The following is a 16,094-nucleotide window of genomic DNA, read 5'->3' on the forward strand; positions in this document are numbered from 1 at the left end:
ACACAGTGATTTTCTATCTTAAATATAAAGGAGACTCCATCTATGACCTATCAAGAAAACTTCAAAAAATGGCTTGACTTCGCTGAACTTCCTGACTATCTTCGGAAAGAGTTAGAAGGTATGGACGAAAAAACTAAGGAAGATGCCTTTTATACAAACCTTGAGTTTGGTACTGCTGGTATGCGCGGTCTGATCGGTGCTGGTACTAACCGTATCAATATTTATGTTGTCCGTCAGGCAACGGAAGGTTTGGCTCGTTTGATTGACGAAAAAGGAGATGAGTTCAAAAAACGCGGTGTTGCGATTGCTTACGACTCTCGTCATTTCTCACCAGAATTTGCTTTTGAATCTGCTGCTGTTTTGGCTAAGCACGGCATCAAGTCCTATGTCTTTGAAAGCCTGCGCCCAACTCCAGAACTTTCATTTGCGGTACGTCATTTAGGAACTTTTGCTGGTATCATGATTACGGCCAGCCACAACCCTGCTCCATTTAACGGCTACAAGGTATATGGTGAAGACGGCGGACAAATGCCTCCGCATGATGCAGATGCATTGACTGACTACATCCGTGCTATTGAAAATCCTTTTGCTATTGAGGTCGCTGATGTTGAAGCTGAAAAAGCTTCTGGCTTGATTGAAGTGATTGGCGAAGCTATTGATGCTGAATACCTCAAGGAAGTTAAAGATGTCAATATCAACCAAAAACTGATTGATGAATACGGTAAGGACATGAAGATTGTCTATACTCCTCTTCACGGTACTGGTGAAATGCTGGCTCGTCGCGCTTTGGCTCAAGCCGGATTTGATTCTGTTGAAGTTGTTGAAGCTCAAGCTGTAGCTGATCCTGACTTCTCTACTGTTAAGTCTCCAAACCCTGAAAGCCAAGCAGCCTTTGCTTTAGCTGAGGAATTGGGTCGCAAGGTTGGTGCAGATGTCTTGGTTGCAACTGACCCTGACGCTGACCGTGTTGGTGTGGAAGTTCTTCAAAAAGATGGTAGCTACCTCAACCTTTCAGGTAACCAAATCGGTGCTATCATGGCTAAATACATCTTGGAAGCTCACAAGAGTGCAGGAACTCTGCCAGCTAACGCTGCTCTCTGTAAGTCTATCGTTTCTACTGACTTGGTGACTAAGATTGCTGAAAGTTACGGCGCAACTATGTTCAACGTCTTGACTGGTTTCAAATTTATCGCTGAGAAGATCCAAGAATTCGAAGAAAAACACAACCACACCTACATGATGGGATTTGAAGAAAGTTTCGGTTACTTGATCAAACCATTCGTACGTGATAAAGACGCTATCCAAGCTGTTTTGGTCGTGGCTGAGCTTGCTGCCTACTACCGTTCACGTGGCTTAACTCTGGCTGATGGTATTGAAGAAATCTACAAAGAGTATGGTTACTTTGCTGAAAAGACTATCTCTGTAACCTTGTCTGGTGTTGACGGTGCTGAGCAAATCAAGGCTATCATGGCTAAATTCCGTGACAATGGTCCGAAAGAATGGAACCAAACAGCTATTACTGTCGTAGAAGACTTTAAGGCTCAAACTGCTACTGCTGCAGATGGTACTGTTACAGCTCTTACGACTCCTCCAAGCGATGTGCTGAAATACACCTTGGCTGATGGTTCATGGATTGCTGTCCGTCCATCCGGAACAGAACCAAAGATCAAGTTCTACATTGCCGTTGTCGGTGATAGCAATGAGGATTCTCAAGCTAAGATTGCAAATATCGAAGCGGAAATCAATGCTTTTGTAAAATAAAGACTTATAAAAGATGAGACCAACCAATCTCATCTTTTTTTCGTATCAAATCTAAGCAATTTTAGAAACTTTATGGCATACTAGTTTTATCAAAAGAAATGAGGATTATTTATGGAACAATTTGCTCAAAATATTAAAGACTTGGAAGTCACAACTGTTGACCGTGCTCGTCAAGCGATTGCCGACAAAGAGACAGCAACTTTCTTCATTGGTCGCAAAACTTGCCCTTACTGCCGTAAATTCGCTGCTACTCTTGCTGGCGTTGTCGCTGATACCAAGGCGCATATTTTCTTTATCAATAGCGAAGAAGCTAGCGAATTAGAGAATTTGCAAGCCTTCCGCTCTGAATACAGCATCCCGACGGTTCCTGGTTTTGTGCATGTTCAAGACGGCCAAGTTGCTGTTCGCTGTGATTCTTCAATGACTGCTGATGAAATTAAAGCTTTTGCAAACTTGTAAAAATTAATTAAATTTAAAAATCTGAGACCGAATGAGTCTCAGATTTTTTTACTGATTTCTAGCTTCCTGAAAAGCCTCCCACATCTTCTGCTGGGGCTTAGCAAAAGGGTACTTCTCAAATTCCTCTGGATGTAGCCACAAGACCTCTCCCTCAGCTGCGTGTTGGCTATCTTTGACTCGTCCATAAGCTAGCTGGATATGCCACTTGCGATGACTGAAGACATGCTGCACCTTCGGAAAGGACTGTTGCTGCCAATCGACAATCAAATCATAATCCTGCTCAAAGCTTTCTTGAGGAGACAGATCCAGACTGGGCTGATTTTCAGCCACTTCAAATAGAGAGATCTGATTTTCGGTTTGAAATTCCTCGACTTCAATCAAGGGGAAATGCCAAAAACCTGATAACAAGCCAGCAGCTTCATTCTTTTCAAGCAAGAACTGTCCTTGCTCGTTTTCGATAATCAAGCCCTGAAGATAGACCGGAACAGGCTTCTTTTTAGGTGCTTTAATGGGATATTTATCCATTGTGCCGTGCAAATAGGCTGCGCTGAAATCCTTTACAGGACTGTCTTCTGGATGGGGATTAACAGGAGCTTCGATATCTGACCCCAGATCCATCAGTGCTTGATTGAAATCTCCGGGTCTGTCTGGATCAATCAGAATCTCCATCATAGCCTGAAATACCTTACGATTGCTAGGTTGCCCAATATCTAAATCAACCTCAAACAATCGACTCAGCACCCGCATGACATTTCCATCTACCGCGGGTTCAGGAAGACCAAAGGCAATGCTAGCAATGGCACCAGCCGTATAAGGTCCAATCCCTTTGAGGCTAGCAATTCCTTCATAGCTATCAGGAAATTTTCCAGCGAAATCCGTCATTATCTGCTGAGCTGCTTTTTGCATATTTCGCACCCGCGAATAATAGCCCAAACCTTCCCAAGCTTTGAGCAATCTATCCTCTGGAGCCTGCGCTAAGTCAGCTACAGTTGGAAACCAATCAAGAAAACGCTCATAGTAAGGAATCACCGTATCCACACGTGTTTGCTGCAACATAATCTCAGAAACCCAGATATGATAAGGATTTTTTGTTCGGCGCCAAGGCAAATCACGTTTATGTTCATCATACCAAGTCAATAATTTCTTGCGGAAAGAGGCAATTTTCTCCTCTTCCCACATTTCAATTCCAAATTTTTTTAAATCTAACATTTTTCTTATACTTAAGCAGACAAAAAAGAGAGTGGGACAGAAATCGGTAATTCGTTAAAATTCGATTTCGTCGTCCCACCTCCGCACAGTTGAGTAGGGCTGTAAAAGTTGATGAAATCAGCGTAGTAGAGCCCACTCAACCACTGCGTCTTGCTCGACACTCCAAAGACAATTGAGAGGCTAGGAGTTTTGTCCCAGACTCTTTTTAATTATTTTATTGGTCAACACTTTGTGCAGCTGTAATCAATGTTAAGTTATAAACGTCATCTGAATTACATCCGCGAGAAAGGTCGTTTACTGGCTTATTCAATCCTTGAAGAACTGGACCTACTGCTGAGAATCCACCTAACCGCTCTGCCATTTTATAACCGATATTTCCTGCTTCAATGCTTGGGAAGACAAAGACAGTCGCTTTACCTGCAACCTTGCTTCCTGGAGCTTTCAGGGCTGCTGTGCTTGGTACAAAGGCAGCGTCAAATTGCAATTCCCCGTCAACTTCTAAGTCTGGACGCAAATCATGAACCAATTTAGTCGCATGAACCACTTTATCAACGCTTTCTCCAAAGCCAGAACCTTTAGTCGAATAGCTCAGCATAGCAATCTTAGGATCAATACCAAACATTTTAGCTGTCACAGCTGAGTTGATCGCGATTTCTGCCAAAGCTTCTGAGTCAGGATTGATGTTAATAGCACAGTCACTGAAAAGATAACGTTCTGAACCACGCACCATGAGGAAGGCACCTGAAGTTCTTGTTACATTTGGACGCGTTTTAATGATTTGCAAGGCTGGACGCACTGTGGCAGCTGTAGAGTGGATAGAGCCAGAAACCATACCATCTACGATACCGAGGTAGACCAGCATCACCCCAAAATAGTTAACATCTGTTCTTAAAAGCTCAAGAGCTTCTTCATCACTGATTTTACCCTTACGACGTTCCACAAGAGCAGTTACCATTTCTTCCATTCTGTCATAGTTTTTAGGATCTATGATTTCATATCCATCCATAATGTTTTCGATTTCCAAGTAAATACGGATCTTATCTGGATTTCCCAAAAGAACTGGTGTAACTTCTGATTCTTTTACTATGCGTTTAACCGCTTGAAGAATACGTGGTTCTTGTCCTTCTGGCAAGACGATGCGAACATTTTTACCAACAACTGAGTCTCTTAGATTTTCAAAAACTTCCATGAGTTTCTCCTTTAAAATTTTAATTATTTTTTGTTAACGATGTAATGGTGTTTTGGAAATCAATCGGCAACTGGGATTCCAATTGGAGCTGCTTTTCCAAAAATGGATTATAAAAAGATAAAGAGTGACAATGCAAAGCCTGACGTGTAATTCCCGCTTCCAAAGTCCCACCATAGAGATCATCCCCAAGAAGAGGAAAGCCAAGATGGGCAAAGTGCACACGAATTTGATGGGTTCGTCCAGTGTGCAAGCGAATATCTACCAAATAGATATCGCCAAACTGCTCTACAACCTTGTAGCTGGTATGAGCATACTTACCATCCTTTGTCACACATCTGGTGATGATGCTATCAGGGTCGCGCCCAATTGGCGCAATAATGTCCCCCTCTGGTTTAAGCTCACCGCTCCCCTGAACGAGCGCGTAATAGCGCTTCTCAATCATTTTTTTCTGCAGTTGCTTATCCAGTCTTGCATGGGCATAGCCATGTTTTGCAAAGAGCATGAGTCCACTGGTATCGCGATCCAATCTCGTCACGATGTGAACCTGCTGACTTTCATAATCTTGCCGAATATAGTAAGCCTTGACAAAATTTGCCATCGTATTCGAATGATTGACACTGGGGATACTGGCCACCCCAGCGGGTTTATCTAAAACCAGAAAATGCTCATCTTCATACACGATTGACAAATCACGGTCCACAGCTTCTAGGCTTTCAAATCCCTTCTCATAGGGAATATCTACCGTAACCTTATCACCAATATCCAGTAAATAAATAGCGTTTTGCGGCTGATCATTGACAAGAATATTGCCACCTGCAAACTTGACCTTGGCCAAAAGGGCTTTTGAAATTTCATGCTTTTTCAAAAAAGTTTTGACTTTGACATGCTCATCCGCAATAAATTCAAATCTCATTCTTGGCACTCCTCGATAAAGGAGTCTCTCACGCGATTCCAAAAGCTGGTATGGCTAGGCGAAGCTACAAAGTTAATTTTATGATTATCGATTTGGTACTCAATACGGACAATATTTTTATTAGAAAATGTTTGATTATCGACCGCTATGGTATAGTAATCATTACGAGTCGGCAAGAGCTCAATCTTATCTTTTTTAGGAACGATAACTGAAGAACCCAAAGTACGATACACACGGTTATTGAGACTCGCAATCTCTGTCACTTGCAAGGCTTCAATCGTTGGGTGTAGGACTGCTCCTCCCAATGATTTATTGTAGGCTGTGCTTCCAGTAGGCGTTGAGACAGAAATCCCGTCGCCTCTGAATCGCTCAAAGTGAACATTATTGATGACCACATCAACAACCATGGTTCTGTCGGAGCGTTTAATGGTTGCTTCATTAAGCGCTCGAATGGTCCGCGTTTCGCCATTTTCAAAGGTTAGCTTGACATTTAAAATCGGATAAGAGACCTTGGCACCTGTGTCCAATTTCAGATTTTCCACTAATTTGTCGATCTCAAAGTCTCGATAATCCGTATAAAATCCTAAATGTCCTGTATGGACACCAACAAAGCGAACCTTATCCAGCTGATCTTCATACTTGTGGAAGGCTGATAGCAGCATCCCATCACCACCAACAGAAATCACGATATCTGGATTTTTGGGTGTCAAGATAAAGCCTGCTTTCCGCAATTTTTGCATCAGAGTTTGAAATACTTCCTCACTCTGCCTTTTGCGATTGCGGATAATCGCAATTTTTTTACCTGTATTCTTCATCTGTATCGTCACTATTTCCAACACCGTCATTTAGCTTACGGTGCAGAGGATCAAAGAGCGCCTGTGCTTCTTGGATGGCATCACGAATGGCTCCCATCTCTTCGTCTAGCTGGTAGGCCAGATTGGCCGTTATCTCCAAGCGTTTCTTGATCTCCTCCGGGAATTCTCCTTTATACTTATAGTTTAAAGAGTGCTCAATCGTTGCCCAAAAGTTCATGGACAAGGTACGAATCTGAATTTCTGCTAAGATAACTTTGTTTCCGTTAATCGTATCTACCGGATATTCAACGATGGCATGGTAGCTACGATATCCACTGGCTTTTTTGTTTTTGATGTAATCACGCTCCTGAACGATACGCATATCTGTCCGATTTCGCAAAACTTCTAAAACTTCATCCACATCGTCTACAAATTGAACCATGACACGCAAACCAGCAATATCCTGCATCTCTTGGGCTAAGTTTTCCTCAGTAATCCCTCGAAGCTCCATTTTCTCCTTGATACTTTCAATATGCTTTACGCGACCAGTTACAAACTCGATCGGTGAATGGCGTTGCTGTTTGCGATACTGTTTGCGAATACCACGAAGCTTGATTTTCAACTCACCAACCGCCTGAATATATGGATCCAGAAAATCTTCCCAATCTATTGTCATATACATACCTTGTCATCTATTCGTTTTTTGTATAAAATAAACACAGTTGTTATTATAACATAAAATCGCTTTCAGATAAAGAAAAGGATTTAAAAATGAACCATTTAGAAATAGAATACAAAACAATGTTAACAGAAGACGAACATAAACGACTTCTGACCTTCTTTGATCATGTCCAGCCAATTTTCCAAGTCAACTATTATATTGATTCGGCTGACTTTGCTCTTCGTGAAGCTCGCATGGCCTTGCGAGTCCGAACCACTCCTGACGCTGCTGAGTTCACTCTGAAAATTCCTCAAAAACTCGGAAATTTCGAGTATAACCAAGCCTTGTCCAAAGATGAATTTAAGAAAATTACAGAAAAATTGCAATTCCCTCAGGGAGAAATCCTAGACAAACTTCAAGAGAAAAAAATCCCAGTTGACAAACTAACAATACTCGGAACCCTTGAAAATATTCGATACGAAAAACAAGATGCAATCGGCCTTTTTGCCTTAGACGAAAGTCGTTACTTTGGTAAAAAAGATTTCGAGTTAGAATTAGAGATCAACGATATTGAAAAGGGGGAGCAAAAGTTCAAAGACTTTTTAAACGAAAATCAAATCCAATACAAGCCTGGTAAAAGTAAGATTGCCAGATTTGCCGAAAACTTGTAAAAATGCTGAAATAATCTCATTTTTTTGGTAAAATAATATTTATAAATCTAAAGAGACAAAAAGAGGATGGTCATTCTAATGTCAGACAAAAAAAATATGAAGCTTTTCTCCCTCAATTCCAATCACTCAATTGCCGAGAAGATTGCTGAAGCTGCTGGAGTACCTTTAGGCAAGCTTTCTTCCCGCCAATTTTCTGATGGCGAGATTCAAATCAACATTGAGGAGAGTGTTCGTGGCTATGATATCTATATCATCCAGTCTACCAGCTTCCCAGTCAATAATCACTTGATGGAGTTATTGATTATGGTTGATGCTTGTAAACGAGCAAGTGCCAATACAGTAACTGTGGTTATGCCCTATTTTGGTTATGCTCGCCAAGATCGGACAGCAGCTCCTCGCGAGCCAATCACTGCAAAACTCGTGGCCAACATGCTTGTTGGGGCTGGCGTAGATAGAGTCATCTCACTTGACCTTCACGCTGTCCAAGTACAAGGATTCTTTGATATTCCTGTTGACAATCTCTTCACCATTCCGTTGTTTGCCGAACATTATTGCAATATGGGATTAACTGGCGAGGATGTTGTCGTCGTTAGCCCGAAAAATTCTGGCGTGAAACGTGCTCGTAGCTTGGCAGAATATCTTGACGCTCCAATCGCCATCATCGACTATGGTGAAGATGAAGCGGGACGCTCCGAAGGATATATCATCGGTGAGGTTGAAGGCAAAAAAGCAATTTTGATTGACGATATCTTAAATACCGGTCGTACCTTCTCAGAAGCTGCTAAAATCGTTGAACGTGAAGGAGCTGTCGAAATTTATGCTGTCTCAAGTCATGGTTTATTTGCAGATGAAGCTGCAGACTTACTAGACAGTGTTCCTATCCGAGAAATCTTGGTGACTGACTCTGTTGATACCAAAGAAAAGACTCCGAAGAATGTTCACTATATCACTGCTAGCGAGTTGATTGGCGATGCTATCGTGCGTATTCAAGAAAGAAAACCAGTCAGCCCACTTTTTGCTTTTCAAAAGAAATAAGGGATAAATTTGTGATTTATTTAGATAATGCTGCTACAACTGCTTTATCGCCCGCTGCGATTGAGTCCATGACTCAGGCAATGACAGTCTTCGGCAATCCATCCAGTACCCACAGCCACGGTCGAGAAGCTAAAAAACTGCTCCGACAAGCTCGCGAAGATATTGCTAAAGTTCTACATACACAGAGCAAAAATATCCTCTTTACATCAGGTGGTACTGAAAGTAATAACACTGCAATCAAAGGATATGCTCTGCGCCATCAGAATCAAGGCAAGCATATTATCACTACGGCCATTGAACACCATGCTGTTTTAGAGCCTGTTGAATACTTGGTGGAGCACTTTGGCTTTGAAGCGACTATTATTCAGCCAGTGGATGGGCAAATCCGAACTGAAGATATCAAGAATGCTCTCAGACCGGATACTATCCTCGTCTCAGTCATGGCTATCAATAATGAAACAGGCTACATTTTGCCGATTCAAGAAATTGGTCAACTGCTAAAAGATCATCCTGCTGCTTTTCACGTTGACGCAGTCCAAGCCGTCGGCAAGCTCCCCATCTATCCTGAAGAATGGGGAATCAATTTCCTGAGTGCATCAGCTCATAAATTCCACGGCCCAAAAGGAGTTGGATTTCTCTATGCTGACCAGATGGATTTTGATAATTTCATGCATGGCGGCGATCAAGAAAACAAGCATCGGGCGGGCACAGAAAACCTCGTTTCCATTGTCGGGATGGCAACTGCACTTTCTGAAAATTTTGCCCATTTAGAGGAAAATCTTGAGCATGCCCAGCAGCTAAAAGATACTTTACTGAACAACCTAGCGGATATAGACTACTACCTAAACGAAAGTCAGCCTAGCCTGCCTTATGTTATCAATATCGGATTTCCAAACCAAAAGAATGATCTTATCTTGCTTCAAATGGACCTTAATGGCTTTTCAATCTCGACTGGCTCTGCTTGTACTGCTGGTGCTGTTCAGCCCAGTCATGTCCTTCAAGCCTTATATGGTCCAAACTCTGAACGCTTAAAAGAATCCATTCGCATCAGTGTGTCAGACCAAACTAGCATCCAAGAAATCAAGCTATTCAGCCAAAAACTAAAAGAAATACTAGGAGGATAAGATGGCTTTTCAAACATCTGTTAGCTTAGCAAACTGCGACTTCACCTATTCACTCCATCCAAATGTTAAGAAATTTACCTTGCGGGACAACACATTTGCTGAAACAAAAGTTGGTAATTACGAGCTTTCTCGTTTACTCGAAGCTGTTCCCAATAGTGGCGATGGATTCTTGCTTAAGATTATCATCAATAAAGATCTAAGCGGAGTTAAAATCAATATTACGGACAAGTCTGGTTTAAGATTAGTTAATATCTTCAAATCAGAAAAACACCATATTATTCAGCAAAAATTTTATTTCTTGATGGATAGTTTAGTTGAAAGAGACATTTTTGAAAAAACACCTCAATAAGCGAAATTCTAAGAATTTTGCTTATTTCTATTATTTTATCTATCTTTATTAGTATAATAATATTTTGTTCATCAAATTAGTTGATTTTTTCACAAGCTTTCTATAGAATAGAAGATAGAAAGGTCGTGATTTTGTGAAAACTGAAAAAAGCAATTCTATTCCACGTGCTACTGCTAAACGGCTCTCCCTCTACTACCGGATTTTCAAGCGATTTAACGCGGAAAATATTGAAAAGGCCAATTCAAAACAAATCGCAGAGGCGATTGGAATCGACTCTGCGACTGTTCGGCGTGACTTTTCTTACTTCGGTGAGTTAGGTCGTAGAGGTTTTGGCTATGATGTCAAGAAACTAATGAATTTCTTTGCTAATCTTCTCAACGACAACTCGATTACAAATGTCATGATCGTTGGTGTCGGAAATATGGGCCGTGCTCTTTTACACTACCGCTTTCATGAACGGAATAAAATGAAGATTGTAATGGCCTTTGATACAGATGATTATTCTGACGTCGGGACCACCACAAATGATGGAATTCCTATTTATGGAATTTCTCAAATTAAAGAAAAGGTCCAAGAAGGAAACGTAAAGACTGCCATTCTAACAGTGCCGAGCGTTAAGGCACAAGAAGTCGCATCCGTCTTGGTTGATGCTGGTATCAAGGGAATTCTTTGCTTCTCCCCAGTGCATCTATCTGTCCCCAAAGATGTGGTTGTACAATATGTAGACCTAACCAGCGAACTCCAAACCTTACTCTACTTCATGAGAAAAGATGATGAGTAAGGTAAGAAAGGAAACAGACACTTTATGAAAAAACCGATTATCGGTATAACAGGAAACCAAAGGGATATTCCCAACGATCAATTTATCCATATCAGTTATACTTCAACTGGCTTTATCGAGGGAGTCAAACAAGTTGGAGGAATACCAATTATCTTGCCAATTGGTGATGAAACCTTAGCTCACACCTATATCACTATGATCGATAAACTGATCCTTACCGGTGGACAAAATGTCCAGCCTCATTTCTACGACGAAGAACAGACTATCGAAAGTGATGATTATCTGCTTCAAAGGGATCTCTTTGAACTGGCTCTCATCCGAGAAGCACAAAAACAAAACAAGCCTATTTTTGGTGTCTGTCGCGGTACTCAACTTTACAATGTCGCCATGGGTGGCACACTTCATCAAGACATCGAGAATCACTGGCAAGATAGTACTGCTCAATACACTACACAGACTATGGTCACTAAAAACGGCTCCATCCTCCATGAATTATACGGACCTACTTGCCAAATCAACTCATTCCATCACCAAAGTATCAAGGTCCTAGCGAAAAATCTAGAAGTCGTAGCTTACGATCCTCGTGACAAGGTCATTGAGGCTGTTACCTCGACTGATGGAAGTCCATTTCTTGGTGTGCAGTGGCATCCAGAATTTCTATTTCCCACAAGAACAGGGGATTTAGCCTTGTTTGATTATGTGGTTCACAAACTTTAGATCAAATCCGTTTTTTCACGATAGCTATAATAATTATTTTTTGAAACAATTAAATGATCTAAAAGAACCAACCCCATTAGCTCACAAGCTTCTTTCATGTGTTTGGTGACCTCGTCGTCATTCTTACTTGGTAAAGTCACTCCAGAAGGATGATTGTGCACTAGTATAATAGATGTCGCCAAGTGTTTGAGAGCATAATGCAAAATCTCGCGTGGTTCAGCAATACTTCTAGTTACCGTTCCTACAAAGATTGTCTGCTGATGGATGATCTGGTTCTGACTATTGAGATAAATAGCAACCAAACATTCCTGCTTTTTATCTCCCAATTCGACCTGCATTTTGCGAGCTAGTTTTTGACTTCCAAGAATTTGCTCCCTCTCCAGCACTTCAGCTTTGTTGATACGACAGCCAAGCTCAATAATGGCTTGCAACTCAACAGCCTTCACAGGCCCAATTCCTGAAATTGTCTGTAATTCCTGTAAAGTCAAATATTTCAGATCATTCAAACTAGAAATCGATGATAAAATCCTTTGAGAAACTTGAAAAACAGTTTCTTTTTTGCTGCCTGTTCGCAAAAATATAGATAGCAATTCCTGATTACTAAGTTTATCCGCTCCTTCTCTTATTAGCCGTTCACGTGGCATCATGCTTATGTCATCCTGCAATGAAATACGATACATATCAACCTCCTTACTTATTAATTCGAGATTAAGTAAAAAAAGATTAAATTCTTGCACAGTATCTCAAACATTAAATTTTATGAAAGAAATTTGCAGCTCTTATCAATCCAAAAACGAAGTAACTCTTGTTACTTCGTTTTGATAATATTTGCATTATAGCTGCATTTGATTGTAAGATTGACTGAAAGCATCTAAAATGTCTTTTGGTGCCTTGTCATAGTCAATCGTACTTTCAAGCGTACCTTTGACAATGGTTCGACTGGTTGCAGCTGCATCTTCACATGTGACTAAAGTAATTTCAGCGACTCCCTCTGTATCATTGATGACATCCACTCGCTCTGGTGCGACACTTTCTATACTAGAAATCGTATAGGTATAAATCTTTTCCTTATCCGTTATATAGATTTTCATCCCTATTTTGGCCCGATCTAGCGGTGAAAAGAGCATGTCACTGGCTCCAGTAATTCCAAAGACGTGATGGCTAGCTAAGGCGTAATTCCCTTGTCCCATCTGTTGATCTTCTTTCATGGTTCCAGCACCATAGTAGAGTCCAACATTATCTAATCCCTTGAAAATTGGCAGATTCATCGAAACTTCAGGAATCGAAATACCACCGATAACTGGTAGTTTTTGAGCCTGCCACTGAGCATTGATCACCGCTTCTGTCGAAAGAGATTGAACTTCGCTAAACTCAAAACTCGACTCGACTGCCTTATTTTGCTTGATTTCTTCCTTGGAAACCTTACTAACCTGATATTGGTTTGTGTGCCAAACCATGATCATATTTCGGATAGAGGAGTTAAAAATCAGCGCTAAGGCAACCAGAAATAAAAGGAAAACTGCACAGTTAATGATGAAATTTCTGAGCTTAAATTTCTTCTTAGAGTTCTTCACATTCATCCTCCTCTTACTCTACTTCTTCCTCATCATCTTTTGCGTCAGGCGCAACCGTTGTAAAGGTGACAATCTGGGCATTTTGATCCAGACGCATAACCTTAACTCCCATGGTTGAACGACCTGTCTGAGAAATATTAGCTACGCTGGTTCGGATAATGACACCTGTGTTGGTGATAATCATCAAATCTTCTTCACCAGTAACGGTCATCAGACCAGCAAGAGGCCCGTTCTTATCAGTGATATTGGCAGTTTTAATACCTTTACCGCCACGGCCCTTAGTTGGATATTCACTGGCAAGAGTTCTCTTACCGTAGCCTTTTTCAGTGATAACAAGCACTTCATCACCCTCAGTAATCACACCTGCTCCAACGACCTGGTCGCCGTCACGCAGATTGACTCCGCGAACACCAGTCGCACTACGGCTCATGCTCCGAACAGCTGTCTCATTGAAACGGACCGAATAACCAAACCTAGTACCAATGATAACATCTGCAGCACCATCCGTCAGAAAGACGTTGATAAGCTCGTCTTCATCCTTCAAATTCAAGGCCTTGAGACCATTTTGACGGATATTAGCAAACTCTGTTACGCTGGTTCGTTTAACCACACCTAGACGGGTCGTAAAGAAGAGGTAGGAGTCATCACTACTGTCCTGCTGGACATTGATAATGGTCTGAATGGTCTCTCCTTCTTCCAGCTTCAAGAGATTAACAACAGGCAAGCCCTTGGCTGTTCGGCCATACTCAGGGATTTCATATCCTTTGAGACGATAGACTCGGCCTTTATTAGTGAAGAAGAGCAATCTGTCGTGGGTGCTCGTTGAAACCAGCTCTTTGACGAAGTCATCGTCTTTAACACCAGTTCCTTGGACACCGCGGCCACCACGTTTCTGAGCGGTAAATTCAGCCTGATTCAGACGTTTGATATAACCTTTATTAGACAAGGTAATCAAAACATCCGCTTCCTCAATCAAATCTTCATCTTCAAGAGAAAGAACTTCTCCCACCATCAGCTCAGTTCGGCGGTCATCAGCATATTTACGCTTGACCTCGTCTAACTCTTCCTTGATAATCGCGACAACGCGCTCTGGCTTAGCCAAGATATCAGCTAAGTCCGCAATCAAAGCAATCAGTTCGTCATATTCTGACTGAATCTTATCACGTTCCAAACCAGTCAGACGGCGCAGACGCATGTCAAGGATAGCCTGACTCTGGCGCTCAGACAGCTCAAACTTAGCCATCAATTCAGCCTGTGCTTCTGCGTCCGTTTCGCTATTACGGATAATGCGAATCACTTCATCGATATGATCAAGAGCAATCAGCAAACCAGCCAAGATGTGAGCTCGCGCTTCCGCCTTTTCTTTATCGAAAGCCGTCCGTCGAGTCACCACTTCCTTTTGGTGCTCAATATAAGCCAACAAAATCTCACGCAAAGATAGAATCTTCGGCACACCATTTTGAATAGCCAGCATATTGAAGCTGAAATTGGTCTGCATCTGAGTCAGCTTGAAAAGGTTATTTAGAATGACATGAGCAGAGGCATCACGACGAACCTCAATAACAAAACGCACTCCTTCTCGGTTGGACTCATCGCGAACAGCTGTGATACCGTCAATGCGTTTTTCCTGCACCAGACGAACAATATGCTCATGAACCTTAGTCTTATTAACCATGTAAGGAAACTCGGTTACGACAATTCGCTCACGGCCATTTTTCATCTCTTCGATTTCAGTGCGAGAACGAAGAACAATCGAACCCTTCCCTGTTTCATAAGCCCGGTGAATACCAGACTTACCCATCACCAGTGCTCCAGTCGGAAAGTCTGGACCAGGCAGGACTTCCATAATGTCACGAGTCGTTGCTTCGGGATTGTCCATAACAAGCTTAACTGCATCAATAGACTCACCAAGATTATGAGGTGGGATATTAGTCGCCATCCCAACTGCAATCCCTGTCGCACCGTTTACAAGCAAGTTAGGGAAGCGAGCAGGAAGAACGACAGGCTCTCTCTCGCTGGCATCATAGTTATCAATATAATCAACAGTATTCTTGTTAATATCACGAAGCATCTCCAGAGCAATCTTGCTCATACGTGCTTCTGTATAACGCTGGGCAGCGGCCCCGTCTCCGTCCATCGAACCGAAGTTTCCATGACCGTCTACCAGCATGTAACGATAGCTCCACCATTGAGCCATCCGCACCATCGCTTCATAAATAGAGGAGTCTCCATGCGGGTGATACTTACCCATGACATCCCCTGTGATACGAGCTGATTTCTTATGAGGCTTATCAGGCGTAACACCCAGCTCATTCATGCCATAAAGAATCCGGCGATGAACCGGCTTAAGACCATCGCGAACATCTGGAAGGGCCCGAGCCACGATAACACTCATTGCGTAATCGATGAAACTGGTCTTCATTTCACTGGTCAAATTGACATTTACTAAGTTTCTATCTTGCATTAAAAAATGCCTCGTTTCAATATTAAATCACTATCTCATTATACCACATTTTAGCTATATTTTCAGTATTTAAAACCAAATATAAAAACGTTTACATAGCCTTTTAGAGGTCAAAATTCCACGGTGAGCCGTGACAAACTGTATCAAAAGTGGTAGAATGTAATTGTATGGGGAAAACCCCAAAAATAATAAGGAGATGTTTAGAAATGACTGCTACTAAACAACATAAAAAAGTCATCCTTGTCGGTGACGGTGCCGTAGGTTCATCTTACGCTTTCGCGCTTGTTAACCAAGGAATTGCACAAGAGCTTGGAATTATCGAAATTCCACAATTACATGAAAAAGCTGTAGGTGATGCGCTTGACCTTAGCCACGCCCTTGCCTTCACTTCAC

General features: G+C 41.8%; 17 protein-coding genes. 9 read left to right on the forward strand and 8 right to left on the reverse strand.

Features of this window, described 5'->3' with window-relative positions:
- Positions 1–42: 42 nt before the first annotated feature.
- Positions 43–1,761, forward strand: a complete 1,719-nt coding sequence (locus tag RWS39_RS05755; RefSeq protein ID WP_314481319.1) for a phospho-sugar mutase — start codon at positions 43–45, stop codon at positions 1,759–1,761.
- 111 nt (positions 1,762–1,872) lie between these two features.
- A complete protein-coding gene (locus RWS39_RS05760; RefSeq protein ID WP_314481321.1) occupies positions 1,873–2,220 on the forward strand; it encodes a thioredoxin domain-containing protein in 348 nt (115 codons plus the stop codon).
- 48 nt (positions 2,221–2,268) lie between these two features.
- Here RWS39_RS05760 and mutY read toward each other — a convergent pair whose 3' ends face one another.
- From mutY to RWS39_RS05785, 5 genes are all read right to left on the reverse strand, one after another.
- Entirely contained in the window at positions 2,269–3,429 is a 1,161-nt protein-coding gene (gene mutY / locus RWS39_RS05765; protein ID WP_314481323.1) for an A/G-specific adenine glycosylase, read from the reverse strand.
- A gap of 214 nt (positions 3,430–3,643) precedes the next feature.
- Positions 3,644–4,618 (reverse strand): phosphate acetyltransferase, encoded by a 975-nt coding sequence (pta, locus tag RWS39_RS05770; protein ID WP_314481326.1) that lies wholly within the window; start codon positions 4,616–4,618, stop codon positions 3,644–3,646.
- A gap of 19 nt (positions 4,619–4,637) precedes the next feature.
- A complete protein-coding gene (locus RWS39_RS05775) occupies positions 4,638–5,531 on the reverse strand; it encodes an RluA family pseudouridine synthase (RefSeq protein WP_314481327.1) in 894 nt (297 codons plus the stop codon).
- Positions 5,528–6,346 carry an NAD kinase gene (locus tag RWS39_RS05780; protein ID WP_314481329.1) on the reverse strand — a complete coding sequence of 273 codons (819 nt, stop codon included), beginning with the start codon at positions 6,344–6,346 and terminating at the stop codon, positions 5,528–5,530. The genes RWS39_RS05775 and RWS39_RS05780 overlap by 4 nt, the downstream gene beginning before the upstream one ends.
- Positions 6,330–7,001, reverse strand: coding sequence for a GTP pyrophosphokinase (locus RWS39_RS05785; RefSeq protein WP_125372903.1), 672 nt, complete (start codon positions 6,999–7,001; stop codon positions 6,330–6,332). Before RWS39_RS05785 ends, RWS39_RS05780 begins: the two co-directional genes overlap by 17 nt.
- A gap of 95 nt (positions 7,002–7,096) precedes the next feature.
- Between RWS39_RS05785 and RWS39_RS05790 the strand changes: the two genes are divergently transcribed.
- The 6 genes from RWS39_RS05790 to RWS39_RS05815 all read left to right on the forward strand — a co-directional run bounded on the left by RWS39_RS05790 (position 7,097) and on the right by RWS39_RS05815 (position 11,663).
- Entirely contained in the window at positions 7,097–7,657 is a 561-nt protein-coding gene (locus tag RWS39_RS05790; RefSeq protein WP_125372794.1) for a CYTH domain-containing protein, read from the forward strand.
- Positions 7,658–7,735: 78 nt separating this feature from the next.
- Complete coding sequence (locus RWS39_RS05795) at positions 7,736–8,692, forward strand: ribose-phosphate diphosphokinase (RefSeq protein WP_081105361.1); 957 nt, start codon at positions 7,736–7,738, stop codon at positions 8,690–8,692.
- A gap of 11 nt (positions 8,693–8,703) precedes the next feature.
- On the forward strand, positions 8,704–9,816 hold the full coding sequence (locus tag RWS39_RS05800) for a cysteine desulfurase family protein (protein ID WP_314481337.1): 1,113 nt from the start codon (positions 8,704–8,706) through the stop codon (positions 9,814–9,816).
- A 1-nt stretch (position 9,817) separates the two neighbouring features.
- Positions 9,818–10,165, forward strand: coding sequence for a DUF1831 domain-containing protein (locus RWS39_RS05805; protein ID WP_125371928.1), 348 nt, complete (start codon positions 9,818–9,820; stop codon positions 10,163–10,165).
- A gap of 133 nt (positions 10,166–10,298) precedes the next feature.
- Complete coding sequence (locus RWS39_RS05810) at positions 10,299–10,946, forward strand: redox-sensing transcriptional repressor Rex (protein WP_005590387.1); 648 nt, start codon at positions 10,299–10,301, stop codon at positions 10,944–10,946.
- Between the two features lie 24 nt (positions 10,947–10,970).
- Entirely contained in the window at positions 10,971–11,663 is a 693-nt protein-coding gene (locus RWS39_RS05815) for a gamma-glutamyl-gamma-aminobutyrate hydrolase family protein (RefSeq protein WP_314481340.1), read from the forward strand.
- On the opposite strand, the gene radC is transcribed toward RWS39_RS05815, so the two are convergent.
- From radC to gyrA, 3 genes are all read right to left on the reverse strand, one after another.
- Positions 11,660–12,343: a RadC family protein gene (gene radC / locus RWS39_RS05820; RefSeq protein WP_061422797.1), complete on the reverse strand. Its 684-nt coding sequence runs from the start codon at positions 12,341–12,343 to the stop codon at positions 11,660–11,662. The two genes, RWS39_RS05815 and radC, sit on opposite strands and share 4 nt — an antisense overlap.
- 153 nt (positions 12,344–12,496) lie before the next feature.
- On the reverse strand, positions 12,497–13,243 hold the full coding sequence (locus RWS39_RS05825; RefSeq protein WP_314481343.1) for a class A sortase: 747 nt from the start codon (positions 13,241–13,243) through the stop codon (positions 12,497–12,499).
- Positions 13,244–13,250: 7 nt separating this feature from the next.
- Entirely contained in the window at positions 13,251–15,701 is a 2,451-nt protein-coding gene (gene gyrA, locus RWS39_RS05830; RefSeq protein WP_314481344.1) for a DNA gyrase subunit A, read from the reverse strand.
- A 206-nt stretch (positions 15,702–15,907) separates the two neighbouring features.
- Here gyrA and RWS39_RS05835 point away from each other — a divergent pair.
- A partial coding sequence (locus tag RWS39_RS05835) for a lactate/malate family dehydrogenase (RefSeq protein ID WP_462982791.1) occupies positions 15,908–16,094 on the forward strand: 187 nt, incomplete at its 3' end.

This window comes from Streptococcus cristatus (assembly GCF_963529205.1).
Classification (GTDB): domain Bacteria; phylum Bacillota; class Bacilli; order Lactobacillales; family Streptococcaceae; genus Streptococcus; species Streptococcus cristatus_O.

Coding starts and splice junctions, on each gene's coding strand:
- RWS39_RS05825 (WP_314481343.1), bottom strand. CDS start 13,243: ATGAATGTGAAGAACTCTAAGAAGAAATTTAAGCTCAGAAATTTCATC.
- pta (WP_314481326.1), bottom strand. CDS start 4,618: ATGGAAGTTTTTGAAAATCTAAGAGACTCAGTTGTTGGTAAAAATGTT.
- RWS39_RS05755 (WP_314481319.1), top strand. CDS start 43: ATGACCTATCAAGAAAACTTCAAAAAATGGCTTGACTTCGCTGAACTT.
- RWS39_RS05790 (WP_125372794.1), top strand. CDS start 7,097: ATGAACCATTTAGAAATAGAATACAAAACAATGTTAACAGAAGACGAA.
- gyrA (WP_314481344.1), bottom strand. CDS start 15,701: ATGCAAGATAGAAACTTAGTAAATGTCAATTTGACCAGTGAAATGAAG.
- RWS39_RS05805 (WP_125371928.1), top strand. CDS start 9,818: ATGGCTTTTCAAACATCTGTTAGCTTAGCAAACTGCGACTTCACCTAT.
- radC (WP_061422797.1), bottom strand. CDS start 12,343: ATGTATCGTATTTCATTGCAGGATGACATAAGCATGATGCCACGTGAA.
- RWS39_RS05775 (WP_314481327.1), bottom strand. CDS start 5,531: ATGAGATTTGAATTTATTGCGGATGAGCATGTCAAAGTCAAAACTTTT.
- RWS39_RS05785 (WP_125372903.1), bottom strand. CDS start 7,001: ATGACAATAGATTGGGAAGATTTTCTGGATCCATATATTCAGGCGGTT.
- RWS39_RS05760 (WP_314481321.1), top strand. CDS start 1,873: ATGGAACAATTTGCTCAAAATATTAAAGACTTGGAAGTCACAACTGTT.
- RWS39_RS05780 (WP_314481329.1), bottom strand. CDS start 6,346: ATGAAGAATACAGGTAAAAAAATTGCGATTATCCGCAATCGCAAAAGG.
- RWS39_RS05815 (WP_314481340.1), top strand. CDS start 10,971: ATGAAAAAACCGATTATCGGTATAACAGGAAACCAAAGGGATATTCCC.
- mutY (WP_314481323.1), bottom strand. CDS start 3,429: ATGTTAGATTTAAAAAAATTTGGAATTGAAATGTGGGAAGAGGAGAAA.
- RWS39_RS05795 (WP_081105361.1), top strand. CDS start 7,736: ATGTCAGACAAAAAAAATATGAAGCTTTTCTCCCTCAATTCCAATCAC.